Consider the following 25418-nt stretch of genomic DNA (forward strand, 5'->3'; position numbering starts at 1 on the left):
TGTGATTTCTAACAATTATAAGCATTTTTATATCAATTTCTGTTAGAATACTATAGACACCTAACAGAATAGTGTGATATACCACTTGGTTCGAATGTACTTTTCGATTCCAGTGAATGAAAAGCAACGTGGTTTTGTCCTCATCACCTCACTCTGTCTGATGACGCTGCTCTGCCTCTTGGCCTTAGCATCCATCCAACTCAGCAAACACGAGTCACACACAATCCGACACCAAACAGCCCAACACCAAGCACGTGCCAACGCACGACTTGCCCTCCAAATCGCCCTAGCACAACTCCAACACTACACAGGCCGCGATACCACCACCACTTGCCGCTCTGATATCCTACTCCCACCTGACACGACAGGCACTTTCCACCCACACTTCACACTGGCTTTCCAGTCAGAACCCATCAGCGGCAACTTCGGCACCGGAGTCCAACTCACACGCCCAGCAAAACTCCCCGCTATCCTCGTTTCAGGTAACGAAGCCTTCGACTTGCTCAACTTAGATGCCTACCCACCTCAATACACCCAAGCACATTCCCCCATCCTCCGCCCCATCACTCTAGACAGCACACACCAAGTACAAGCCCCCCTCGTCTCTCTCACCAAAGGCAACTACGCCTACTGGGTTAGCGATGAAGGTGTCAAAGCCCGTATCAACCTCGATGACCCATTACTCCACAATAAAAACAGTCTAACAGAGTCATTTCACAGCCAAAGAGCCCCCGCATCATTCGGCACACAACTAGCCGGAAATAAACACACCCAGTCGTATCTTAAAAACCTAACAGAACCTTATAAATACATCGACCTCAATAGCTTTGCGCTTCTCAGCCACAAAAGCCAACAAGCACTCCCTACCCACACTATCGATGTCACTTCCTCCTCACGCTCATTGCTATCCAATCCCCTCCACGGAGGTCTAAAGAAAAACCTCTCCGCAGCTCTGCTCAAAGATGACGAAGCTTTTCTCAAACTAACAGAAGTATGCGATGACCCCGTCTTCCTCTATGGAAAATGGACATTTCCCAATGGCGCGCACCTCCTCAGCTACCGTCACTACCCAGGTGCCCCATGGGCGCTCTTCCGAAGCCACCTCAGACGCCATGAGTCAGAACCCTGGCTCACAGGCCCTCAGCCCACCATCTTCAGCCATCTCGGCTCCGCTGCCCACCAGCTGCCATTCTACTGGGACCACTCAGATACCTCATACATCCACCCGCTCACAGCACGCCTTGTCAGACGCTCACCTGTCCTCCTGCGCTTCCAACTCGGTATCGACTATACAGCCAGCTTCCTAACACAACACTTCGACTCCACTACTGACCAACACTGGCAAGAGTTTTCAATCAACCAACATTTCATCCCCTACGCCGCATTCTGGAACCCCTACGATGCCACGCTCATCAGCAGCGAAGCTATCGACTTCAAGCTCTTCCTCGATCGCACTTGGTATGGCGGTAGCCATGACAGCATACTCCAACTCCACTTCCCGAAGCACTGTCATTGGCAAGTCCAATACCCACATAGCGAGGAGTGGCACCACCACCAAGGCCCCCAAACCCTGCGCTACCCCTACCACCCAAACCCCCAATCAGCCCCTCGTTCTGAACGCATACGCAGCAACTACCAAACCCCTCCCTTTACTCTCCCCGCTGGCCAAACTCTCAGTTTTCAAGCCCCCTCACAAACCAAACCACTGAGCCTAACATCCCCGAATCGTCTCTCCCGCTGCCATTCCTCCCCCACACTCAGCCATAGCTTTGTGAGCTCCAATCTCAAAATTCGCGTAGCGTGCCCCCCCTCCACCTCTGCCAAAGACCTCCTCCCAGAAATCACCCTCCTGCGCTACCCCGCCGAAGGCGGTCAACAACACACCCGCCTCCATGTGACCAATGCCACTAGCTTCCAACGCATCCACTGGAACCTCGCTTCCTTTACCAGCCAATCCAAACTCCACTTCGTTCCAAAACTCCTCAATACCAATGACCCACATCCACCCGTCTATCCAAAATTCTCTGCCCTCTTGCTGAGAAAAATGCCCCACATCGCCCATTACTTCCCCTCCTCTACCAGTTGGGGTAACACCCCCAATACCAATGCCTACCTCGCCCCCTGGCAACTCTTCTACCAACTCAACCCCTCGCGCCACGGAGCTCTCGGTGCCCCACTTCACCAGAGCGATAGCTTTATCTCACCACCGCAATACCTCTCTGGCCTCATCCTCGGGTCCTCTGCATTCCACTCCCCCGAAACAACTCCAGATGGACGCTGCTTTGTCGGCTACAGTGATCGCTACGCGCACGGCACGACCCAATCAATCACCACACCACTCCCCCGTGAAGAACTCCGTCTCTTTTCACCCGCACATTTCTCTCACATCAACCTCTCCAAGTGGCTCAGCAATTACAATGCCGATCAAAGCAATGCTTCCGCCACTGACACCACCATCGCTTCCAATGCCATCGGAAACTCCTTCGCCTCCCCACACCTCCCTCTCAATGCTACCCAAATCGAAATCTACGACCAACACGCCTTCCCCAGTGACCGCACTGCCACACACTACGATGCCTCGTTCAAATACAACCACATCCTCTGGGATCGTTACTTTCTCACAGGCCAGTCTAACTCCGACCAGTCCCTCTCAGATTCCATTGGTGAAAAAGGCGCCGCGCGCCACCTCGTCGCTACCCCATCACTCACAAAACCCACGCTCGATGACCCACACCGTGCCGCCGCCCACCTCTGGCTCCACGGAGGGTTCAATGTCAACTCAACCTCCACCGAAGCGTGGAAAATTATCCTCGCCTCCAGCCACAAACGATTTGATGCCACATCTAAGCTCGTCTCCTTTCCTCGCCTTCCCTACGGCCAGTCCCACCCCATTACCACTCCACCTTCTGACCCAAGCTCCGCGCACCACTACGCTGGCACCCACCACCGGGCGCTCACCCCACAAGAAGTCACCCAACTCGCAGAAGCAATCGTCGCCCAAAACCAAAAACGTGGCCCCTCCTCCTCCCTCGGTCAGTGGATCAACCGCAGCCTCCACCCCAGCCATCACCATACAGCCAGCACACTCACCACTGACGATGTCTGTTACGAAGGAACACTCCAAGCCGCTATCAATGCCACAAAACTCAATGGCGTGTTCCACCACAGCAACGCCCAATTCCCCAAACATATCGTCGCCCAAGAAAATGATCACACCGCCTTCCAAAAAGGATGGATTAACCCACGTTGCCTCAAATACCACTCCGCCTACGGTGCACCCGCTACCCTCACCCAAGCCGATGTCCTCAACCGCATCGGCCACCTCCTCACCTCGCGCTCAGATACCTTCAAAATCCGCGCCTACGGCGACTGCACTGACGCCCGCGGCCGCATCCTAGCCAAAGCATTCTGCGAAGCCATTGTCCAACGCTTCCCCGAATACTGCGGCAATACCCCCGCCCACCTCCCACCCAAAATCTGGCAACCCATCGATCCATCCAACCCTAACACTCCCTATCACTGGATCCCTAACCCCAAACTCGACCCACAATCAACACGCTACGGCAGACGCTACAAACTCATCGCATTCCGCTGGCTCAATCCCTCAGAAATATAATTTGTCTCTCGACCAACATTGGCGTAGGAATGAAATGCTATGTCATACCTCGATTCACTTTTTGACCTCAAAGATAAAGTCGCCGTCGTCATCGGCGGTACCGGTGAACTCTGTGGCCAAATCGCCCTCGGCCTCGCTAAAGCCGGCTGCGAAGTCGTCATCTCAGGGAGAGATGAACTCAAAGCCCAAGAAAAAATCGATGCCATCGAACAAGCTAACGGTAAAGCCTACTTCGTCGAAGCTGAAGTCACCGAACGTGGATCCATCGAAGCACTCGTCGATATCGTCAGCGAACGCTCAGGTCGCATAGACATCCTCATCAATGGCGCCGGAATCAACAATGATAGCCCCATCGAACATATCTCCGAAGGCGAACTCCACGCCATCTTCGAAGTCAACTTCAATGGCGCATTCCGTACCTGCCAAATCTTCGCCGACTACTTCAAACAACGCGACCGACCCACCTCCATTATCAATATCGGTGCCATCTCCGGCCTCACCCCACTCTCTAATCGATACATCCATTCCGCCAGTAAAGCCGCTCTCCATAACCTCACTAAAAACCTCGCCCGCGAATGGGCTGAGTTCGATATCCGAGTCAATACCCTCATCCCCGGATTCTTCCCAGCCTCTCATAGTAACACATTGTTAGATGATGCTAGGGTGTTAGAAATACTTAGAAAAACCCCATGCTCTCGCTTCGGAAACCCAGATGAACTCATTGGAGCCACCCTCCTCCTCGCATCACATAGCGCAGGAGGCTTCATCACAGGCTCCGAAATCCTCGTCGACGGCGGATTCAATGCCATGACCATCTAGCAGAAAATTTCCACCACTACCAAACACTCAAAAGCTACAAAATCGCCATTTCAGGCATGTCTATATTCCCATCTGATTAACTAAATCCCCTACTCGCATTGATTTCCATTGACTTACCACCAAAGAAAGTTGGAGAATCGCCCATCCTCATAGGGAGGAACTGATATCACAATATAAGGAGGCTAGATGCAGAACAATAACAACGACCTGTTGCACACAGAAAAGATCATCTCTGACAGAAAAACATTCTACTTGGACCTTAAGAAAAATGCTCGAGGTAAAGTAGTAAAAATCACAGAGGACGTCAGTGGAAACCGTGACACCATCATGGTGCCAGCAGACATCCTTGGCGATTTCATCGCAGCACTCTCAGACATCAAGGACACGTCTGACAACAACTAAGCGTCTCACAAAACGCAGACCCTCTCACTAAAGGACCTTCCAGCAGGAGGGTCCTTTATTTTTTGCTTTCCCTATTTCCATAGAACTAAGTGAAAAATCGGTAAATCACCCGCTTTACTATTTCCACCCCCACCATTCTCTCCTTGAGTAGTCGAATGCTAGGAACTGCTCAATCACACCGCCAACAAAGCACACGCCAATTCAAAGGCATGCGCCTTACCGACCACTATTTCGAGCTGCCTCTCGACTACTCCCAAACCAAGGGACCGTGCATCGAAGTGTTTGCACGTGAGGTCGTCGATCTGAAAAAGGCCAATGAGGACCTCCCGTGGATGATTTTCTTCCAAGGTGGCCCAGGCTTCCCCGCAAACCGCCCGGTCTTCAATGGCGGTTGGATCGCAGAAGCCCTCAAGACCCATCGCCTCCTCCTCCTCGACCAGCGCGGTACCGGAATGAGCTCAAGAATTCTCCCACAAACACTCGCCAACTTCCCCACCCCCGAGGCCCAAGCCGAATACCTCACCCACTTCCGCGCCGATAACATCGTGCGAGATGCCGAAACCATCCACCATACCCTCATCGGATCCGATAAAAAATGGACCGGTATCGGCCAGTCCTACGGCGGCTTTTGCCTCCTCACCTACCTTTCCTTTCACCCAGAAGGTCTCGAAGGCGTCATCATCACCGGAGGTGTGGCCTGTGTGAAACGACAGATCGAAGAAAATTACCGACTCACCTACCAAAAAGTCTTAGAAAAAAACCAAGCCTTCTACCGCCACTACCCAGAAGATGAAGCAAAGGTAAAAGAAATCGTCCAATACCTCGGCAGCCACAAAGTCATGCTCCCCAGCGGAGTCCCACTCAGCCCACGCCGCTTCCAAGCCCTCGGACTCTGCTTCGGCGCCGACGGAGGATTCGAACGCATCCACTACCTCATCGAAAAAGCCTTCGTCGACGGCCCCAATGGGAAAGAAATCGCCTACGACTTCCTCGTTGAAGTCGAACAACTCCACGCCTTCGATACCAATCCCATTTTCTGTATCCTTCACGAGTCTATCTACGCCGAAGGCTATGCCACCCGGTGGGCTGCAGAGCGCCTCAGAGAAGAATTTCCGTGGACCCAAGTAGATGCCGATCGCTTCCACTTCACTGGTGAGATGATCTACCCAGACATGCTCGATGACTTCGCCCACCTCCAACCCCTCAAAGACTGCGCCAACATCCTCGCAGAAAAAGACGACTGGCTCCCCCTCTATGACCTCGACCAACTCGCCAAAAATACCGTCCCCGTAGCCGCCATTTCCTACTACGAGGATATGTACGTCCCCATCGAACTCTCCCGTGAAACCGCCCTCCATATCCCACATTTCTACCAGTGGGTCACCAATGAGTGGGAACACGATGGCATCGGACAAGAAGGTGGCAAAATTCTCAACAGCCTGCTCGATAAGCTCGCTGCCCCACGTCTCTAAAGACAACATTTCTCACATAGCCTCAGACGCCAAAAGTATCTTTATAAGCCACTAAGCAGAATTTACTTGCAATATTTCAAACACTCGTACATAGTGAACAGTGCCCTGAGGGAATCACATACCAGTCCCCCCGCAGTATGATGAATACTCTCAGGCACACAAATCCCCCCGAAAGAAAATACTCCCCCCAATCAAGCCCACCTTCAACGGCGGGCTTTTTTCTTTGATACCGTTCTCATTCTACCTCTTTCGATCTGCGAATGGGCAATACCCAGATGCTGCAGAAAAAAATGCCTCAGTTAGAGACTTTGCTGTTGGTCTTAACCATCGCACTCGCTACAAACTTCCTGTCAGCCCTAGCCCTTTCGACTTCATCCTTTTTCCTAAAAAAATGTCTAACTCCTTCGTCCACCTTCACGTCCATACCGAATACTCAATTAAAGATTCCATCGTACGCATCAAGGACCTCGCAGGAGCCGTTAAAGACAATGAGATGAATGCCGTCGCCATGACCGACCACGGTAACCTCTTCGGTACCGTCGAGTTCTATCAGACGATGACAGGTAAAGACATCAAACCTATCCTCGGCTGCGAAATCTACCTCGCCCCCACCGCCCTCACCGACAAAAAAGACATCCCCGGTCGCAAACGCTCGACCCACCTTACCCTCATCGCCAAAGACAAAACCGGCTGGGATAACCTCACCAAACTCGTCTCCGTTGGCCACCTCGATGGTGACTACTTCGGTGAACCACGCGTCGACCGCGAAACCCTTCGTAAATTCTCAGAAGGCGTCATCTGCCTCACCGGTGACGATGAAGGCCCCATCCAAGAATGGTTAGACAAAGGCGACATGGCTGCAGCCAAAGCCCAAGTCGAAGAACTCATCGACATCTACGGGAAAGAAGACCTCTATGTCGAACTGATGGACCACGCGCTGGAAACCCAGCCCGCCATCATCAAGTCACTCACCTCGCTTGCCGATGAATACGGCCTCAAACTCGTCGCTACCAACGACGTCCACTTCCTCCGCGCCGAAGAACACGAAGCCCATGACGTTCTCATCTGTATCGGTGAATCCTGCCTCCTGCTCGATGAAAACCGCAAGAGCTACTCAGACCAAGTCTACTTCAAGTCCGCAGCCGAAATGCGCGAGCTCTTCAAAGACTACCCAGGCGCTTGCGATAATACCCTCGAAATTGCCGAAAAATGTAACGTCGAACTCGTCCTCGACCCCACCTCCTCAGACAAATACCCACAGTTCGAATCCCCAGATGGCTCACCACGTGAAGAGTACTTCAAGAAAGTCTGTATCGATGGGATGCACGCCCGCTACCCAGAGGATAAAATCCAAGAACTCTGCGGCATCTACGGCACCGATGTCGATGGCGTCTGGAAAATCCTCAACGAACGCCTCGACTACGAAGTCGGCATTATTAACTCACTCGGCTTCGCATCCTACTTCTTGATCACCGCCGACTTCATCGTCTGGGCACTCGATCACGACATCCCCGTAGGACCCGGCCGTGGCTCAGCTGCTGGCTCACTCGTGGCTTACGCCATGAAGATCACCGACATCTGCCCAATGCGCTTCGGCCTCCTCTTCGAACGTTTCCTCAACCCTGAGCGTGTCTCCCCACCCGACGTCGATATTGACTTCTGCCAGACCCGCCGACCAGAGGTCATCGACTACGTCCGTAAAAAATACGGCGAACGCTGCGTCTGCCACATCATCACCTACGGAACCCTCGGTGCAAAATCCGTACTCCGCGACGTCGCCCGCGTCATGGGTGTCTCCTTCGGCGATGCTGATAGAATTGCCAAACTCATCGAGGCGGTCCCCGGCGTCAAACTCCAAGGCGAATACGATGCCAAGGAAGAGCTGCGCGACATGATCGAGTCCTCCTCCACCTATAAGGAACTCTGGAGCTACGCACTCAAGTTAGAAGGCCTAACACGGAACACAGGCGTTCACGCCGCCGGTGTCGTGATCGGTGACGGTGACCTCGACCGACACGTTCCACTCGCTCGAGCAAAAGAAGGGGAAGTGGTTTCTCAGGCAGACATGGGAGCGATCACCGAGATCGGTCTCCTCAAGATGGACTTCCTCGGCCTGAAAAACCTAACAGTCATCCAGGACGCCGTCGACCATATCACTCCACACACTCCCGGCTTCAATATCACCCAAGTTCCTCTCGACGATAAACCTGCCCTCGCCCTCCTCAACCGAGGCGAAACCATGGGCGTGTTCCAGCTGGAATCCGGCGGCATGGTCGAAACCTGTAAAAAATACGGAATCGATAAAATTGAGGACGTGATCGATTTGCTCGCCGTTTATCGTCCAGGTGCCATGCAGTACATCGATGAAATGATCGCTGTCAAAAAAGGTGAGAAGACCGTCGACTACGAACACCCGCTGCTAGAAACCATCTGTGGTGATACCTACGGAGTGATGATCTACCAGGAGCAGGTGCAGAATGCTGCGAAAGTCCTCGCTGGATACTCACTCGGCGGTGCGGATATCCTCCGTCGTGCCATGGGTAAAAAGAAACCCTCAGAAATGGCCAAACAGCGCGAAATCTTCGTCAAAGGCGCTGCCGAAACCAATAACATCAATGCCACTAACGCTAACAAAATCTTCGATAAGATCGCTGGCTTCGCGGGCTACGGTTTCAACAAATCCCACTCCGCCTGTTACGGCCATATCTCCTACTGGACCGCTTACCTCAAAGCAAACTTCCCCGTCGAATTCCTCTGTGGCCTGCTCTCTAACGAAATCAACAATACTGAGAAAATTGCCGTCTTCATCGCCGAATGCCACCGCATGAAGATCGAGGTCCTCCCACCAGACGTCAATAAATCCAAACTCCGCTTCGCCCCAGAAAAACTCCCCTCCGGAAAAATGGCCATCCGCTACGGACTCGCCGCTATCAAAAACGTCGGTGAAGGGGCCATGGCTGTCGCTATCGCTAACAGAGAAGAAAATGGCCCATTCGAATCCATGGATGACTTCTCTAACCGTCTCGATACCAAGGTCGTCAATAAACGCATCCTCGAAAACCTCATCAAAGCAGGCGCACTCGACTGGACCGGTGAAACCCGCGCCAGCATGGACGCTCGCCTCGAAAAAGTCATCGCCACAGCATCCTCATCACACAAAGATCGCGCCGCTGGCCAAGTCTCCCTATTCGATTCCATGGACTTCGGATCCGCCCCTGAACCAGACGACGCCCCAGTCATCCTCCGTGAGTGGCCAAAAGAACAACGCCTTGATACTGAAAAAGAACTGCTCGGTTTCTACGTCTCAGGCCACCCACTCGACGCCTATCGCGGCATCATCGACGCCGACATGTACACCCGCATCGGCTTCATCGAAGACCTCGACCTCACCGACCGCCGCAAGCGCCATCGCTTCGCTGGTATGATCAAACACATCGAACACAAAACCACCAAAGCAGGTAAACCCTTCGGCGTGATCCACCTCGAAGACTTCACGGGCACCAAAGAAATCCTCGCTTGGAGTGAATCCTACACCCCTGCGCGCGATGAAGGCTTACTAGAAGCCGGCAGCGTCATCCGACTCTTCGGCAATGTCCAAGAAGACGACCGCAACCCAGAATCCCGACGCGTCTCAGGCTCCAAGATCGAAGGCCTCGCCGGCAAACGCGTCACAGGTGCCGATAAAAAAGCACTCAACATCACCCTCTGGACCTCGAAACACGACGAAAACGATCTCCGCGAGATCAAGGGCATCCTCGAATCCAACCCAGGTAAAACCCCCGTCCTCCTCCACATCCAGAATACCATGGGAGATCGCGCCACCCTCGCAGCCTCCGATTCCTTCAAAGTCCGCAAATCCGACTCCCTAGAAATGGCCCTCGCCAAGTGGATGGAATAAACAATTTCACACTACTTTTCATTCCCTCCTCCTACATTTAGCTCTAGCAAACACACATGACTTACTATACATTTAGCATTTCCTATAATGACTCTTTTGCCCGCGTCCGGGTCACTAAGAACACATCTCTATTCGATCTCGCAGCTATTCTATTAGAAGCTATCGGATTCGATCTTGATCACGCCTTTGGCTTCCATAGTAGCCCTCAAGGCCCTTACGACCGAAATGAAACTAAAGAGTTCACGCTCTTTGCCGATCAAGGCGAAGGTAAGTTAGCATCTGATACAGGTGTAGAAACCACACCAGTCCTTGCGGCATTCTCAGAAAAGGAAACCATGCTCTTCCACTTCGACTACGGTGATGACTGGCTTTTTCCAGTCACTTGTCAGAACATCGAAACTACCACCAGCCGCAAGCACAAACCAGAGATCCTAGAAGTCAAAGGTGACTTCCCCGTACAATACCCACCACTCGACGAAGATTGGGAGGAACCATGGGAAGAGGGTGAGGAATCTCCCGATAATATTATAAACTTCAATTCTAACACATCAGCTCAAAACTCTAATCACATCGAGGAATATGATGACGAAGCAACCGAGTACAAGCGCATCTTTGAATTCAACTCAAAGCTTGTCGACGAATTCGCCATTTACCAACTCGACAACAAGGTCAGTCAAGCGACCGTAAATAAGCACTGTAGAAATGTCCTCCTTTTCGGCAATGACTTCCTGCTCAATTACGAGGGACTTTCCCTCACAGACGATCCTTCATTCATCGATGAGTATCTAGGTAATTGGTTCATCCGCAAATGCATGTGGTCAGATGAAAAATCTATCAAAGAAAACATTACCAGCTTCAAGAAATTCTACGCTTGGGCTGAAAAGAAAGGTAAAATCACAAAAAATGATTACACCGAACTTCTCCTTACCATCAAAGAAATGAAGAATGTATGGCTGGAGCGCTCCCAAAAATACAACGACCCAAATATCGACATCGAAGACGTCTTCGGCTTCCCAATCTAACAATTCGTAATCCGTTTTGCCTCCCATAAATGACAGAAGCTGACACTAGAGCCAATTATATCGACCCAGCCCTCAAATCCACAGGCTGGAACAAGTCACTCATCACCCGCGAATACTATTTTACCGATGGTCGTAAACTCGCGGGTCAAAAGCGCGGCTCTCGCTGCTTCGTCGATTACCTTCTACATAAAGGAAATCACTTCCTTGCCATCATCGAGGCTAAGAAAGAATCCGAACACCCGACAAAAGGGCTCCAACAAGCGATCGACTACGCTAAAAAGTTAGAGATTCGCTTCGTCTATTCGTCCAACGGCACACAGATCTACGAAATGGATCTGAAGACTGGCTCAGGGAATTACATAGACACCTATCCTACTCCTGATGAACTATTAGATCGTATTACTGGCGATAATACCTCCATCACGGAAACGCTTCGTAACACACCGTTCCAACTAGAAAGTGGCAAGACCCCACGCTACTACCAAGAGCTCGCAGTACATGCCGCAACGGATGCCATTGGCAATGGAACGGAACGCGTCCTTCTCACTCTCGCTACAGGCACTGGAAAAACATTCATTGCTTTCCAGATCGTACATAAGCTCTTTCAATCCCGCTGGAATCGCCAAGAATTTGGCGCACGCAGGCCGCGTATTCTCTTTCTTGCAGATCGTAACATACTAGCTGACCAGGCGATCAATACCTTCAACCCTTACGAAAACGACCTCATCAAAATCGATGGCGATGAAGTCCGTCGGCGTAATGGCGAAGTCCCCACGAATGCCCACATTTTCTTTGCCATCTATCAGGCTCTAGCTGAACGTAAAAATGCAGAGAATGAAGACATTGGTGGCTACTATAAGAAATACCCATCAGACTTTTTCGATCTCATCCTCATCGACGAATGCCACCGTGGAGGCGCGAAGAACGATGGGTCATGGCGCGACATCCTCGATCATTTTTCTCCAGCTGTTCACCTCGGACTCACAGCTACACCCAAGCGCACTGACAACGTTGATACCTACAGCTATTTCGGTGAACCAGTCTACGAATATTCACTCAAAGACGGCATCAACGACGGCTTTCTCACCCCCTACAGAGTCAAACGCGTGCGCACCAATCTCGATGAACTCGTGCTCACTGGAAGTGATCTCATTCTGAAAGGTGAAGCCAAGAAAGATCTCTATGAAGTAAAGGACTACGATACTCAGATCATTGCAGACGAGCGCACTGAACTTGTTGCCAAAGAAATTCTCAAACAGATCAACGCCCTAGAGAAAACCATCATCTTTTGTGTCAACCAAGACCACGCACTCACCATGCGTGACATGATCAACAAACACAAAGCCGCTTTCGGCTGCCCTACAGACCCACACTACTGTGTGCGTGTCACCAGCGATGAAGGCAAAACCGGGCGTGAACTTCTCGAGAAATTCCAAGACAACGACAAAGACATCCCCACCATTCTTACCTCCTCCCAGATGCTCACCACTGGTGTTGACGCCCGCAATGTCCGAAACATCGTGCTCGATCGTAACATCGGCTCCATGGTCGAGTTTAAACAAATCGTAGGCCGAGGAACGCGCGTCTTCGATGGCAAAGACTACTTCACCATCATCGATTTTCGCGGAGCCACCAACCTCTTCTATGACAAGGACTGGGACGGCGACCCTGAAGAACCTGAGCCGAAACAACCAAGACCACCGAGTAAACCAGGTGAAGAGCCTGATGGCAACCAGCCACCAATCGTAGGTGAACCCGACCCTCTCGAAAAAGAAAAGCTCACCGTTTCGCTCAGCCCGACGCGCCAGCTCAAAGTCATCGACGTAGAAATCCGCTATATCGATGACACGGGTCGCCCACTCACCGCTCAGCAATTTGTCGAGCAGCTCATGTTCAAGCTCCCGCAGCTCTTCTCTAGCGTCGAAGAACTCAGAGAAATCTGGTCGCACCCCGACAAGCGCGAGGACTTCATTATCCAGCTCGCCCAGCATGGGTTCGACTCCGATCAGCTCAAGACCCTCCGCGCCATGTTCGAAGCGGAAGCCTGCGACCTCTTCGACATCCTCACCTTCCTCAGTCACGAGAAGCCACTCCGCAAGCGCAGCGAGCGGGTCCTCTCCACCAAGCAAAATACCACCTTCTTCTCTCAGTACCCTCACGCAGATGCTCAGGCATTCCTCGAGTTCATCCTCTTCCGCTACGAAATGACGGGCATCGATGAACTCTCCCGCAAGCGTCTCAACCACCTCATCGAACAAGCCAAACTCGGTACACTCGCCGACCTCAAACAAGCCTTCGGCGGCTCACCTAAAGACGTCCTCGACGCATTCCTCGCCCTCCAACACGTACTCTATCACTGCGCTTAAAACGAAACCTTGGCAAATTACCTAATAATGAGCATTCTCAACGCCAGATCCAGCTAGGATAGCCTTATAAATACGGACATTTCAGTATCATGCAAATAGACTCCATAGAACTCACTAATTTCGCAGGATTCAAATCCCTTGAAATTGATTTCAACTACAAGCATGATGATACGACAGTAATTATTGGTAATAACGGCTCGGGAAAAACAAGTATCATTGAAGGAGTGGTGACATCCCTCAGTTGGCTTACTGCCCGCATTTTAAGAGAAGAAGGCAAAGGATCTCCAATTGATGAACTAAAAATTCATAACGGTGAGAGCACCGCGACTACAGCAATTTCGGTTGGTTATAACTCTACACAATTCAAATGGCAAATTGCTAAAACACGCAAAGGCCGTAAGGCACAATCAAGCACTGAATTAGCAAACGCCACTGAATTAGCAAAAAATCTGCGCGCATCTCTATCTGAGACTCCAGATACAGCCAACCTCCCCTTAATTGCATATTACTCAACAGAAAGAGTCGTTGTTGAAGTACCATTAAAAATTCGAACCAAACACACTTTTGGACAAGTAGACGGTTATGATCAGGCCCTCTCAGCTGGTGTTGATTTCAGACGTTTTTTTGAATGGTTCAGAGAGCGGGAAGATGCAGAAAATGAAAACACTCTCTCCCTAGAAGCCCTAAATAGCTTAAAAGAGCTTTTAGATATGCCTGAACCAGAATGGGAAAAATTTGAAGCAAACATCAAAAATAGAAAGGATCGACAGCTAAACGCTGTTAGAGAAGCTATCTCACTATTTATGGAGAGCTTTACAAATCTTCGTATAAAACGATCTCCACTCCGGATGTTAGTAGATAAAGAAGGCCAAGAACTTGATGTTCGCCAACTATCTCAAGGCGAAAAATCTTTAATGGCTCTGGTTGGTGATATCAGCCGGCGCTTGGCTATGATGAACCCTAGCTTGGAAAACCCACTTCATGGAAATGGTATCATTCTCATCGATGAGGTTGACATGCATCTCCACCCTAGATGGCAGCGCAAAATCGTTACAAATCTTAGAAGGGCCTTCCCAAAGTGCCAATTCATACTCACCACCCATTCTCCTCTAGTCATTAGTGATCCCAAAAATGTCAATACTCTCATGCTCGATAACGGGGAAATGAGACACGTAGAAAATCTCTATGGATTGGATGCAAACCTCGTTCTAAGCAGAGAAATGGGAGTTCCTGTCCGCAATGCGGAAGTCGATCATGCAATCGACACCATATACGAATTAATTCAGGACAATGAACTCGACCTCGCCGAAGAAAGATTGAAAGACCTCCGCCTAGACCTTCCTACCAACCATCTTGAAGTAGCAAAACTTGAATTGATCCTTAAACGAAAATCAAAAATCAATGAGGCAAATCAATAAGGGCATAGAGCCTTCAGAATTTACCACATGGAAACGAGGTAATCCAGATAGCCTATACTCGGATTTACCTCATCCAGAACGTCGAGCCATTCGTCAATCCTGTATCGACGAACAACTTGGCCTCTGCTGCTACTGCTGCCGCAGCATCACCATTGACGATAGCTCTAATGAGCACCTGAAAGACCGAGATCACTTTCCTCAGCATCAATTAGACTACAGCAACATTACTGCAAGCTGCCGGCTATCAGGGCGCTGCAACGATTTTAGGAATAATCAAGCCATTGGCATTAGTCCACTTGATGGCGCATGTGAAACCGAAATCACTTACTACCTTTCTGGGAAAATCAAAGGTCTTACAGATAGTGCGAGAACGACTATTTCAGCCACCAACCTGAAAAGCCTCAAAGAAGAACGTAAAGGCATGGTTAATGCCCTCATTTGGGGCAGTGGTGAGAATCCTGATGAACTTGAATTGCTCGAGAACGACTTAATTGACCTTTTCATAGCGGAATTAGACACTCCAATAGATGGTACACTTTCTAGCTATGCCCCTGTTTTAGTCTCCATTCTAAAAAGCCTCAAAGGGTGATTCATCTCATAACTAAGCCTCGCACTAAACGTCTTAAGCGTAAATCCTGCGAAAATAAGTGTAATTTGAGATTGGGTCTAAGATCCATATAAAATAAAGGATTCCTCATCTCATCATTCACCAAAACACTCCTTAAGCGTAATTTTCACCAAATTAAGTGTAATTTTACCTCCATCACAAATTTCAAATCACTCATCACTCTTTCATGTCCCTACAGCAGAAAATCAACCGCATCACTGACATCCTGCGCCGTGACGATGGCATCTCCGGTGCCATGCACTACACCGAGCAGACCTCTTGGATTCTCTTCCTCAAGTTCCTCGACGACTACGAGCTCAAAAAAGAAGAAGAATCCATCCTCAGTGGCGATGATTTCTCCCCAGTCTTAAGTCAAGAATTCCGCTGGAGCCAGTGGGCGTGCCCGAAGGGCGATGACGGCAAGCTCGATCTCCACGCCGCCCGCACCGGCGATGACCTCAAGGACTTCGTCAACCAGCAGCTCTTCCCCTACCTCCAGAGCTTCAAGGGCAACACCTCTGATCCGCGCTCTTCGCCTACAAGATCGGTGCTATCTTCGAATACCTCGATAACAAGATAGCCTCTGGCCACACCCTCCGCGAAGTGCTCGACATCATCGACTCGCTCAACTTCCAGTCTGAGAAAGAACTCTTCGAGCTCTCCGAGGTCTACGAAGGCCTCCTCCAGAATATGGGCGATGCAGGTGGCTACGCTGGCGAGTTCTACACCCCGCGCGCTGTCATCCGCTCCATCGTCAAAGTCATCGACCCACAGGCGGGACAGACCATCTACGATGCCGCTGCGGGCTCCTGCGGCTTCCTGATCGATGCCTTCGAGCACCTGCGCGAGCAGCGCGACCAGCTCAGCACCGAGCAATGGGACTTCGTCACCCACAGCACCTTCTTCGGCTACGAAAAGACCTCCCTCGCCTACGTCATGGGCATGATGAACATGATCCTCCACGGCATCGAATCCCCCAACCTCTTCCGCGCCAACACCCTGACGCAGAACATCCGTGAAATCGAAGAAAAAGACCGCCACGACATCATCCTCGCCAACCCACCCTTCGGCGGCAAAGAAAAGGCACAGATTCAGCAGAACTTCCCCATCGAGAGCAACGCTACTGAGCTACTCTTCCTCCAGCACTTCATGAAGTCGCTCAAGCTCGGCGGCAAGGCAGCCATCGTCGTCCCAGAAGGCATTCTCTTCCAGACCAACAATGCCTTCACCGCCGTCAAAAAAGAGCTGCTAGAGAACTTCAACGTCCACACCATCCTCTCCCTCCCAGCAGGCGTCTTCCTCCCCTACTCAGGCGTCAAAACCAACGTCCTCTTCTTCGACCGCAACGGCGGCACCACCGAGACCTGGTACTACGAATGCGAACCCGCCCAAAAACTCACCAAAAACAAACCCATCACCGACAAACACCTCGAAGAGTTTGTCAGCCTCTTCAGCACCCGCCCAACCACGAAAAAGTCGTGGACCGTCCCAGTTACTGAACTCCTCGATGACTGCGACCTCTCTGCAAAAAATCCAGCAAAGCAAGTGGAAGCCAAGCATGTCAGTCCTGCGGAAATTCTCAGCGATATTCAGAAAACGCACCGAGAAACAGACAAGTTGATTGCGGAGCTAGAAATCCTAATTGGAAAATAATCATGGCTCAAAATTTTGATGACTTGCCCGAGCTGTGGGAGTGGAAGGAAATAGCTGAAGTTTTCGACGTACGTGATGGCACTCATGATTCACCTAAATACCAAGATGAAGGCTATCCTCTAATTACCTCAAAAAATTTGGGCGTCGAAGGTCTACACTTTAAAAAAGTTAAATTCATATCTGAAGTTGACTACGAAGCTATCAACAAACGAAGTAAGGTTGATAAGGGAGACATGCTTTTTGCTATGATTGGCACCATTGGAAACCCAACTATCATCGATATAGAGCCTTCTTTTGCTATTAAAAATGTAGCTTTATTCAAACCAAAGTCAGATTTAGCTACCATGCAGCACCTTAAATATGTGCTACAGAGCCCAAGAGTACTGAGTAAAATGCTTGGAGAAGCCAAGGGTGCCACTCAAAAGTTTGTAGGACTTACTTACCTTAGAAAATTTCGAATCCCCCTTCCCCCCAAAGCGGAGCAGGAGCGGATCGTCGCCAAGCTCGATGCCCTCTTCAGCCGCATCGACAAAGCCATCGCCCATCTCAAACACACCCACTCCCAATCCAAAGCCCTCTCAAAAGCCAGCTCCAATCTTTGCTTCGATCAACTAGATTCAACAAAGGCCGAGCTAGGAACTATTGTCGATTTCAAAAACGGATATGCCTTCAAAAGTAAAGATTTTTGCGATAGTGGAGTCCCTGTTCTTCGAATTTCAAATATTCAAAAAGGAGGTATTGATTATGGGCGTATGACTTATGTTCCCGACAATACTATTAATGACAAAACAGAACAATTTTATGTTGAACCAAACGAAATTGTCATTGCTATGTCAGGCGCGACAACTGGTAAAATAGCAATGAACGATACAGGTAAACGATTGCTTCAAAATCAGCGCGTTGGAAGATTTATCATCAAATGCGAGACTTTGAGAAATTTCGTATTCCTGTTTTTAGAAACTAAAGTAGAAGAAAATCTACAACAAGCTTTGGGAGCTGCCCAGCCGAACTTAAGCACCAAGCAAATCAAAGAACTTCAGATCCCCCTCCCCCCCCTCGCCGAGCAGCAAAAGATCGTCGCCAAGCTCGACGCCCTCTCCGCCAAGTGCCGCGCCCTCGAAACCGCCACCAGCCAGCAACTCGAGCGCCTCGAGTCCCTCAAAGCCTCCCTCCTCGACACCGCCTTCAAGGGCAAACTCTGAGCGGCAAGCTTGAACTCTTAATCTTATCAGCTCAATATAAACGACCATGAGGGATTTCAGTCAGTATATTGTGTATGTCGATGAGAGCGGTCACGCTTCACCCGATCCTGACCCAAACTATCCCTGCTTTGTTTTAGCCCTCTGCTTATTTGAAAAAAGCTACTACTGTAAACAACTCGCACCTAGACTACAGGAGCTCAAATTCCGCTTCTTCGGCCATGACATGGCGATCATGCACGAACGAGAGATTCGCAAGTCACTCGGCCCATTCAGCATCCTTAAGGACAAAGAGACACGCACCGCTTTTTTTGAATCGCTCAGCCACTTGGTCGAGCAAGCCAAATTCACCGTCATTTCTAAGACGATTCTGAAAGAGGGAAAGCACCTTCCAGAGGACAACCTCTACCACATTGCCGTCCAGCATTGCTTAGAAGATCTCTATGCCATGCTCAAAAAAATCAAGGAACACGAAAAAGTGACGCATGTGGTCTTTGAAAAGCGTGGAAACCTAGAAGATAGCCAACTCGAATTAGAATTCCGCCGCATCTGTTCAGGGGATAACCGTCATCAATCGAGCTACCCGTTCATTCCCGTCTTTGCTTCTAAAAAAGCCAACTCCTCAGGTCTTCAGTTTGCGGATCTCGTAGCGCGCCCGATTGGCCTAGCCAAACTCAAACCAAAGCAAGAAAACCGCGCCTACGACATACTAAAAAAGAAAGTATTCTCGTTGCCCATAGAACAAGTGGAATTCAAACTAGACTAAAAACAAAGGGCCACGGAGTATTCCCCGTAGCCTCATTGCCGGCTGAGAATTCCCAACCCGACTTCAACTAAGCATAACTTCCATAACCACGCAAGCGCGCTATGCTCTTTTTACTTCTCAAAATCCTTCTCCTCGACACCGCTTTCAAGGGCAAGCTATAAGTCCCCTCATTCTTCTACCCATTGATTCGCCAGCTCGGCACCTACGCCGCAGAGCCAACTCTAGCAAGCCACACTTTGGCCTGCTAATACCATTCCGTTTCGCTCAATGGTATTACAAATCATAGGAATCATAGTGGGTTAACCCTCGCAAATGTGATGAATCATATTTTAACTCTCGACTCATCATTCATTTACATTAGCCCTATTTGTGTAGATTTCTGCACCCATGATCAAAGACCCACATTCACTACCCTTCCCCCTGCAGCAGTACATATCCACAGGAAAGTGGAAAGAGAACTTTGAGAAAAAGCGCCTCATGCGTGGAAAGCTCCTCTTTGAAAAAGAGTCATGTCACCCTTCACACTAACCATAATGATCCCCCCAACATTTTTTATTTCCAGTATAGTGTAAAAGGGAGCCGTAGAAACACCTACCAAACAGGCATCATTTTCAACGATATAGAGCTTCTTGATATCAATTGCCAGTGTGCAGATTATGAATACTGCAAACATGCAGCTGCTGCCCTCTTTTTGTTAGAATCTCAGCTCTCAGCACTTACTCAAGGCACTCCCAGCTCACATGACGCAATCCGCCACTGGATAGAAAAACTCAATAACAACCTCATTAAACAATCACAACCCACCAGTGGCGATACAGATGATGCATTTGACCCAAATTATAAAGACCGCGTCGTTTACATCCTATCCGATAACTACGACTCCATAGAAATCACTGCCAAAAAAGACCGCATTCTCAAGGATGGACAGTTCAGTATAAGCACCACTAACGTCAAACGCGGCCTCTCCTCCAGCGCGATGCTGACATCCACCACGAGCAGCAATACCATATCATCGTGTTAGATGAATCCCAGTACATCAAAAACACCGCTGCTAAGACGACAAAAACTGCCAACGAAATTAAAGCAAACCACCGCCTCTGCCTCTCGGGCACTCCCATGGAAAACCACCTCGGTGAACTATGGAGCACCTTCAACTTCCTCATGCCCGGGCTCCTCCAAAACCAAAAAAACTTCAATACAACCTTCCGCCACCCTATCGAAAAACATGGCGACACCAGCCGCCAAACTAGCCTCAATCGCCGAGTGGGTCCACTCATGCTGCGCCGAACCAAAGACGTTGTCGCCAAAGAACTCCCCCCTAAAACTATCATTCCCCATTTCGTTCAACTCACCGACGCTCAAACGAACCTCTATGAGAGCGTCCGCGCAACAATGGACAAACGCGTGCGTGATGCCATCAGACAACAAGGGCTCAATAAATCCCACATCCTCATCCTAGATGCTCTGCTCAAACTTCGCCAAATCTGTTGCCACCCCAAACTACTCAAAATCAAAGCTGCACAGGAAGTAATCGACTCAGCCAAACTCGACTACCTCACCAATCTACTCAACACACTCATCGAAGAAGAACGTAAAATCCTCCTATTCTCACAGTTCACCACCATGCTCGATCTCATCGAGAGCCATCTCAAAAAACAAAACATCCCCTTTGTAAAAATCACAGGCTCCACCAAAGATCGCTCCACCCCCGTCGAACAATTTCAATCTGGTACCATCCCTGTCTTCCTCATTTCACTTAAAGCGGGGGGGACTGGACTCAACCTAACTGCTGCAGACACCGTTATTCATTACGACCCTTGGTGGAACCCGGCAGCTGAAAACCAAGCCACCGACCGCGCCTACCGTATTGGCCAAAAAAAACCTGTCTTCGTCCATAAACTTATCTGCCAAGGCACCATCGAAGAACACATCCAAAAACTCCAAGAAAAAAAAGCAAAACTTGTAGAATCCCTGCTCAGCCAATCAACCAATAAACTCAAAATCGACCAAGCCACACTTGGAGGACTCCTCTCACCAATCAACGAATAATACCATTGAGCAAACGCAATGGACGAATGGTCGGAATGAGCTTGCAGAATATCAAGGCGCAGTGAAGGAGCCTCGCACGCTCCGGACAACTCAATGACAACGATGATATTCTGTTAGCTAATCCAATGTATTCTAAAATCGCCCAGCGCAAACTTCACAACACTCAACCACACCCCATTCGTCTATTCCGAGTCGAGAGATGGAATCAGACTGTTCAAAAACCTCAACGAGGTTTCGGCACCAAGCCCAGAGTGGCAAAGCCAACTCTGGGGACTTGCAAAAAACGTCATGAAATCTGAAAGACTTCAGGCTTAAAAAAAATAGAAATCCTTATGCATAAACACAGGGCCCTTGGTAAGCATCGTATAATTGGGTTTGTTGACTAGGCTGCTCGATATTGTGATCTCCCCAAATGCCCCATAAATATAATCATTCACCTGCAAACCAGCTAGGTCACCAGGCCCCCCCTCTAGCACTTCACTCACCCGAATCATATGCGAGTCAGTCTGGGCGAAATACCGCCCACCAATCTTCCCCAACGGGTAGTCCGCATCAGTTTTCTCCGCTGCCCAAACACCCGGTAATAACCATACGATGCTCCATAGTACTCTAATCCATCCCCTCATTGCTCGAAAAAGCTAAACCACCAAACATTAAGATTCGATGAAGAACACTCCTCCGACAAAAATTATCATTCAAACCAAAGTCGAAAAAATGCCTTATCCCCAAGCGCACTGTGCCGGAATTTGAAACGGTATCGATGCTCTCCCAACTCCTCAACATCCAGCAATGTTAAATCCTCACTCTGCCAGTTTTTTAAATCATAGGAGCCACTAGGCGCCACCACGCCATCATTCCTATTGGTATACGCTATGTAGCTTATGACGATATCTTGCTCACCATACCCATAACCACTCAGATCCTCACAGCTGACTTCTAGCCCCGGCCTTGATAGAGGTGACAAGGCATCGGTACCCATCAAGTATTCTTGGTGATTAGTAAACGTATCAGAGTCTGAGTCTGCCCCCTTCTCCAATAACAAGGCATTTTGCTTCGCCCAATCAGCATACTGGATGCCCTCTTGCCTCTGACCCGCCTGTCCTATGTGAGTACTTAGCTCACTCACCACACTCGGGTTCTCCCCAGAAATATCCTCCACTTCGTATGGAAAACTCGCCAGATCATACAGGTCATAATTACCACTCACCTTGATCAGACGCCAATCCGCAGATCGCACAGTACTCAAATTGTTAAATAAAGAAAAGGCGATATTCTTCCCCGGTGCATAGGGATTTCGTAACATGGGAACCAACGATTCTCCATCCACAGCCTCGGGCGTTTGCAGCCCGCAGAGTTCCGCAATGGTCGGATAAATGTCAATGGTGGATACGACGCCAGTCGTCTGCTGCCCACGAAACGCTGTAGGATTCGTCATCTCTGGCGATCGAATGATCAAGGGCGCATGCAACGACCTCTCCAATACCTTGTGCTTCCCAATCACTCCATAGTCATCCAAACACCACCCGTGGTCACCCCATAACACAACAACCGTATTCTCAGATAAGCCGAGCCGATCCAGCTCGTCGAGAACCTTCCCGACTTGCGCATCAATGTAGGAAACACAGGCAAAATACGCATGACGCAGTGCTGCTCGGTCATTCTGCTGGCTATAACTATTCACTTCCCCTGAGTTCGTCACAGTCCCACTTAGCGCACCACTCGGTGCAGTGACTGGACTCGGTCCCGGTAGCCCCTCAGCAGCATACAGATCGAAATAGGCTTTTGGAGCATTGAAGGGTAGGTGGGGCTTGAAAAAACCTAACGCTAAACAAAACCTCCGGTCGTCATCTTTAAACTCTCTTAGCTTCTCTATCGCGGCCTCAGTAATCTGCCCATCCGGATATGCATCATCTGCTAGGGATTGGCCATCAGCATCCACACCAGCCTCATAGGCAGGCGTCACAGACCTCACTCTACCCGTCCCATCAGCATAGGCAAAAAGTGGGTACCAAGTCGCCCCCCATTTTCCGTGATCCCAGACAATCTCATTCCAAGAAAAAGGCATATCCGCAGAGTTCGCCTTATAGCGCCCGTAATCGTATGATCCAGGGTACGACCACCGATAACCATCCGGCTCATGGCTTAGTTTCCCCATCGACACCGTGTACCAGCCATTCCTCCGCAGCAAATCCACCCAACTCTCAGGCTCTGACGGGTAAGTTCCAGACATCCGACCGAACGCCCCATTACCATCAGTCGCTGTCGTTGGCTTATAACCAGTCATCAAGGCATAACGAGATGCTCCACAAGTAGGAACCGCCACATAATGGTTCTTAAACAATCGTCCGCTCGCTGCCAACTTGTCAATATGCGGAGTCACCATATGACTCTCTCCATAACAAGCTAGTTCTGGTCGCAGATCGTCCACTGCTATAAATAAAACATTCGGTGGGTCATCCGCCCACACTCCATGGACCAGTACCGAACACGCTAATAAAATTGCCTTTATCATTGAGCCAATTGGTAAAGTTCAAAACCATTGATGAGGAAATGCCGCACACTTCCTACCCCATACACACCCGATAATTGCAGTGATAATGGCCCATCTCCATCGTGCTGAAGAGCAAAACGCAACATAGGTATCTGGCGATCATTAAGTGAAGTCGTGTTTAATCCTAAAACCCCCATACAGGTTGGCTGAGTGTTAGCTAACACCTTTGCCCCATGTCTTGCTAACACCGTGTTACGCAACTCTGGAGACATCGCTTGCGCATACCCAAATCCACTGCCTGTATATGAGTCAATATGATATGAGCGAAAATAGTACACACCCGCTGGCAATCCGAAAAATTCGATCTGCAACCCCGATTCAGCAGTCGTGCCCACAAAATCAGTTACCAAGTAGGAACACGATAACTGCCCCCCAGGAATCGCACGAGAGCTATCACCATTCCCACCCAAAAAACGCAATGCCTCCCCCTCCACTTGACTCACCTTCACCTGATACATACCTATTTTTTTCCAGTACTCAGACGTATTCTCTGCCGAGTTCTGAGAGCCACTAATCACCCGAAAGCGCGACTGACTGGGAGTGCCCAAACTGTCACTTCGGTTGAAGTCTATACCAAACAAACGCTCTGCATTTGCTGGCGTGTTAGGATCAGTTCCAAGCTGTCTCTCCTGACCATCATCACTACCGTCACCATCACTGTCTGAGACTGCTGGAGAGGTTTCATCCCCAGTCTCAGCAATACCATCCACCCCCAAATATTCTTCTAAGTTACTCAACCCATCACCATCTAACGAGAGCCCCCCATCATCGACGTCCGGATCCAAGCCATACCATTCTTCATAGTCATCTGGCATACCATCCTCATCACGATCCTCTATCAGATCGACCACTGACGCAGACTCACCATAGGCAACGCGTACATTCTTATACGCCAACTCAGTGTCTGCAAAACCACCCCCATGTAGAAACCCCACAGTATCCACTATAAAATGGCTTGCCGCATAACTTTGTTGATTCGTCGCTAAGTAACCATTGGCCTGACGAAAACTTGAAATCCCTGTTAGCTCATTCCCCTTGCGCCTCAGGATCAACTCGAAATACACGGGTGAGTTCGCTTGATAGCTACCGCTGGCCGAACCAGCCCCCAGAGTCACTCCTCCCGTAAAAGGGTGCACAAGATCACCAACACCATCTTGCTTGAGCATACTCTGCTCAGATGCATAAACCCCCACATAACCATCACCACCAGTGGCAACTAGCGGATCTGGCGCATCAAATAATCCTACTCGGAACTGGCCTTCTCCAAGTGCCCCCCCCACAGTCATCTCACCACTAAGCGTCAGTTCATACCCATCTTCCAGCGTCACAGATGAGATCTTAGAGACAATGCTCGTTTTTTGTGCCCGACTCACCGCGGGAGACGCCGTGCTGCCAGCAGTCAGAGTCGAATTAGCATCACCATCAAACACCTTCACCCAGCCAGTAACCTCGTCATCTGCCCATGCCAGAGCTCCAGATAACCATACGAGGACAGCCAGTGGCTTCAATGCCTGTTTGAGACCCACCATACTCCTTCTTACTTCATTGCTCAGCTCTCAAATGACCACACTATGCTAGTG

At 49.9% G+C, this 25418-nt stretch carries 16 protein-coding genes and 1 pseudogene; 14 read left to right on the top strand and 3 right to left on the bottom strand.

Going from position 1 to position 25418, the window contains the following annotated elements; translation table 11 throughout:
* The first annotated feature begins 94 nt into the window (after nt 1-94).
* The 14 genes and pseudogenes from ACFSW8_RS16505 (at nt 95) to ACFSW8_RS16570 (ending at nt 21287) form a co-directional block, all read left to right on the top strand.
* Nucleotides 95-3616, top strand: coding sequence for a hypothetical protein (locus tag ACFSW8_RS16505; protein WP_377178792.1), 3522 nt, complete (start codon nt 95-97; stop codon nt 3614-3616).
* A gap of 39 nt (nt 3617-3655) precedes the next feature.
* Complete coding sequence (locus ACFSW8_RS16510; RefSeq protein ID WP_377088000.1) at nt 3656-4435, top strand: SDR family NAD(P)-dependent oxidoreductase; 780 nt, start codon at nt 3656-3658, stop codon at nt 4433-4435.
* Between the two features lie 186 nt (nt 4436-4621).
* The gene (locus ACFSW8_RS16515; RefSeq protein ID WP_377087999.1) at nt 4622-4837 is read left to right on the top strand and encodes an RNA-binding protein; all 216 of its coding nucleotides are present in this window, start codon (nt 4622-4624) and stop codon (nt 4835-4837) included.
* Nucleotides 4838-4992: 155 nt separating this feature from the next.
* Complete coding sequence (locus ACFSW8_RS16520; RefSeq protein WP_377178794.1) at nt 4993-6309, top strand: alpha/beta fold hydrolase; 1317 nt, start codon at nt 4993-4995, stop codon at nt 6307-6309.
* Between the two features lie 223 nt (nt 6310-6532).
* The gene (dnaE, locus tag ACFSW8_RS16525) at nt 6533-10207 is read left to right on the top strand and encodes a DNA polymerase III subunit alpha (RefSeq protein ID WP_377087997.1); all 3675 of its coding nucleotides are present in this window, start codon (nt 6533-6535) and stop codon (nt 10205-10207) included.
* Between the two features lie 56 nt (nt 10208-10263).
* Nucleotides 10264-11229, top strand: a complete 966-nt coding sequence (locus ACFSW8_RS16530; RefSeq protein WP_377087996.1) for an IS1096 element passenger TnpR family protein — start codon at nt 10264-10266, stop codon at nt 11227-11229.
* Nucleotides 11230-11258: 29 nt separating this feature from the next.
* Nucleotides 11259-13595, top strand: coding sequence for an EcoAI/FtnUII family type I restriction enzme subunit R (gene hsdR, locus ACFSW8_RS16535; protein ID WP_377087995.1), 2337 nt, complete (start codon nt 11259-11261; stop codon nt 13593-13595).
* A gap of 89 nt (nt 13596-13684) precedes the next feature.
* Complete coding sequence (locus ACFSW8_RS16540) at nt 13685-15013, top strand: AAA family ATPase (protein WP_377087993.1); 1329 nt, start codon at nt 13685-13687, stop codon at nt 15011-15013.
* On the top strand, nt 14997-15602 hold the full coding sequence (locus tag ACFSW8_RS16545) for an HNH endonuclease family protein (RefSeq protein ID WP_377178796.1): 606 nt from the start codon (nt 14997-14999) through the stop codon (nt 15600-15602). Before ACFSW8_RS16540 ends, ACFSW8_RS16545 begins: the two co-directional genes overlap by 17 nt.
* A 205-nt stretch (nt 15603-15807) precedes the next feature.
* Nucleotides 15808-17273: pseudogene (locus ACFSW8_RS16550) on the top strand (class I SAM-dependent DNA methyltransferase).
* A 2-nt stretch (nt 17274-17275) separates the two neighbouring features.
* Nucleotides 17276-18475, top strand: a complete 1200-nt coding sequence (locus ACFSW8_RS16555) for a restriction endonuclease subunit S (RefSeq protein WP_377087990.1) — start codon at nt 17276-17278, stop codon at nt 18473-18475.
* A 46-nt stretch (nt 18476-18521) separates the two neighbouring features.
* Complete coding sequence (locus ACFSW8_RS16560; protein ID WP_377087989.1) at nt 18522-19238, top strand: DUF3800 domain-containing protein; 717 nt, start codon at nt 18522-18524, stop codon at nt 19236-19238.
* 496 nt (nt 19239-19734) lie between these two features.
* The gene (locus tag ACFSW8_RS16565; protein ID WP_377087986.1) at nt 19735-20259 is read left to right on the top strand and encodes a hypothetical protein; all 525 of its coding nucleotides are present in this window, start codon (nt 19735-19737) and stop codon (nt 20257-20259) included.
* Nucleotides 20253-21287, top strand: a complete 1035-nt coding sequence (locus tag ACFSW8_RS16570) for a DEAD/DEAH box helicase (RefSeq protein WP_377087985.1) — start codon at nt 20253-20255, stop codon at nt 21285-21287. The genes ACFSW8_RS16565 and ACFSW8_RS16570 overlap by 7 nt, the downstream gene beginning before the upstream one ends.
* Nucleotides 21288-21598: 311 nt before the next feature.
* Here the strand turns inward: ACFSW8_RS16570 and ACFSW8_RS16575 are convergent, their stop codons facing one another.
* From ACFSW8_RS16575 to ACFSW8_RS16585, 3 genes are all read right to left on the bottom strand, one after another.
* Nucleotides 21599-21913 (bottom strand): hypothetical protein, encoded by a 315-nt coding sequence (locus tag ACFSW8_RS16575; protein ID WP_377087981.1) that lies wholly within the window; start codon nt 21911-21913, stop codon nt 21599-21601.
* A gap of 65 nt (nt 21914-21978) precedes the next feature.
* Nucleotides 21979-23799 carry a sulfatase gene (locus ACFSW8_RS16580; protein ID WP_377087979.1) on the bottom strand — a complete coding sequence of 607 codons (1821 nt, stop codon included), beginning with the start codon at nt 23797-23799 and terminating at the stop codon, nt 21979-21981.
* Nucleotides 23796-25367: a hypothetical protein gene (locus ACFSW8_RS16585; RefSeq protein WP_377087978.1), complete on the bottom strand. Its 1572-nt coding sequence runs from the start codon at nt 25365-25367 to the stop codon at nt 23796-23798. The genes ACFSW8_RS16580 and ACFSW8_RS16585 overlap by 4 nt, the downstream gene beginning before the upstream one ends.
* Nucleotides 25368-25418 lie beyond the last annotated feature (51 nt).

It is taken from the genome of Rubritalea tangerina (assembly GCF_042683245.1).
GTDB lineage: Bacteria > Verrucomicrobiota > Verrucomicrobiia > Verrucomicrobiales > Akkermansiaceae > Rubritalea > Rubritalea tangerina.

Excerpts from the sequence above, each read along its gene's own strand:
- ACFSW8_RS16555 (WP_377087990.1), top strand. The coding sequence starts at position 17,276 with ATGGCTCAAAATTTTGATGACTTGCCCGAGCTGTGGGAGTGGAAGGAA.
- hsdR (WP_377087995.1), top strand. The coding sequence starts at position 11,259 with ATGACAGAAGCTGACACTAGAGCCAATTATATCGACCCAGCCCTCAAA.
- ACFSW8_RS16510 (WP_377088000.1), top strand. The coding sequence starts at position 3,656 with ATGTCATACCTCGATTCACTTTTTGACCTCAAAGATAAAGTCGCCGTC.
- ACFSW8_RS16575 (WP_377087981.1), bottom strand. The coding sequence starts at position 21,913 with ATGAGGGGATGGATTAGAGTACTATGGAGCATCGTATGGTTATTACCG.
- ACFSW8_RS16560 (WP_377087989.1), top strand. The coding sequence starts at position 18,522 with ATGAGGGATTTCAGTCAGTATATTGTGTATGTCGATGAGAGCGGTCAC.
- ACFSW8_RS16530 (WP_377087996.1), top strand. The coding sequence starts at position 10,264 with ATGACTTACTATACATTTAGCATTTCCTATAATGACTCTTTTGCCCGC.
- ACFSW8_RS16505 (WP_377178792.1), top strand. The coding sequence starts at position 95 with ATGTACTTTTCGATTCCAGTGAATGAAAAGCAACGTGGTTTTGTCCTC.
- ACFSW8_RS16545 (WP_377178796.1), top strand. The coding sequence starts at position 14,997 with ATGAGGCAAATCAATAAGGGCATAGAGCCTTCAGAATTTACCACATGG.
- ACFSW8_RS16520 (WP_377178794.1), top strand. The coding sequence starts at position 4,993 with ATGCTAGGAACTGCTCAATCACACCGCCAACAAAGCACACGCCAATTC.
- ACFSW8_RS16515 (WP_377087999.1), top strand. The coding sequence starts at position 4,622 with ATGCAGAACAATAACAACGACCTGTTGCACACAGAAAAGATCATCTCT.
- ACFSW8_RS16540 (WP_377087993.1), top strand. The coding sequence starts at position 13,685 with ATGCAAATAGACTCCATAGAACTCACTAATTTCGCAGGATTCAAATCC.
- ACFSW8_RS16580 (WP_377087979.1), bottom strand. The coding sequence starts at position 23,799 with ATGATAAAGGCAATTTTATTAGCGTGTTCGGTACTGGTCCATGGAGTG.
- ACFSW8_RS16585 (WP_377087978.1), bottom strand. The coding sequence starts at position 25,367 with ATGGTGGGTCTCAAACAGGCATTGAAGCCACTGGCTGTCCTCGTATGG.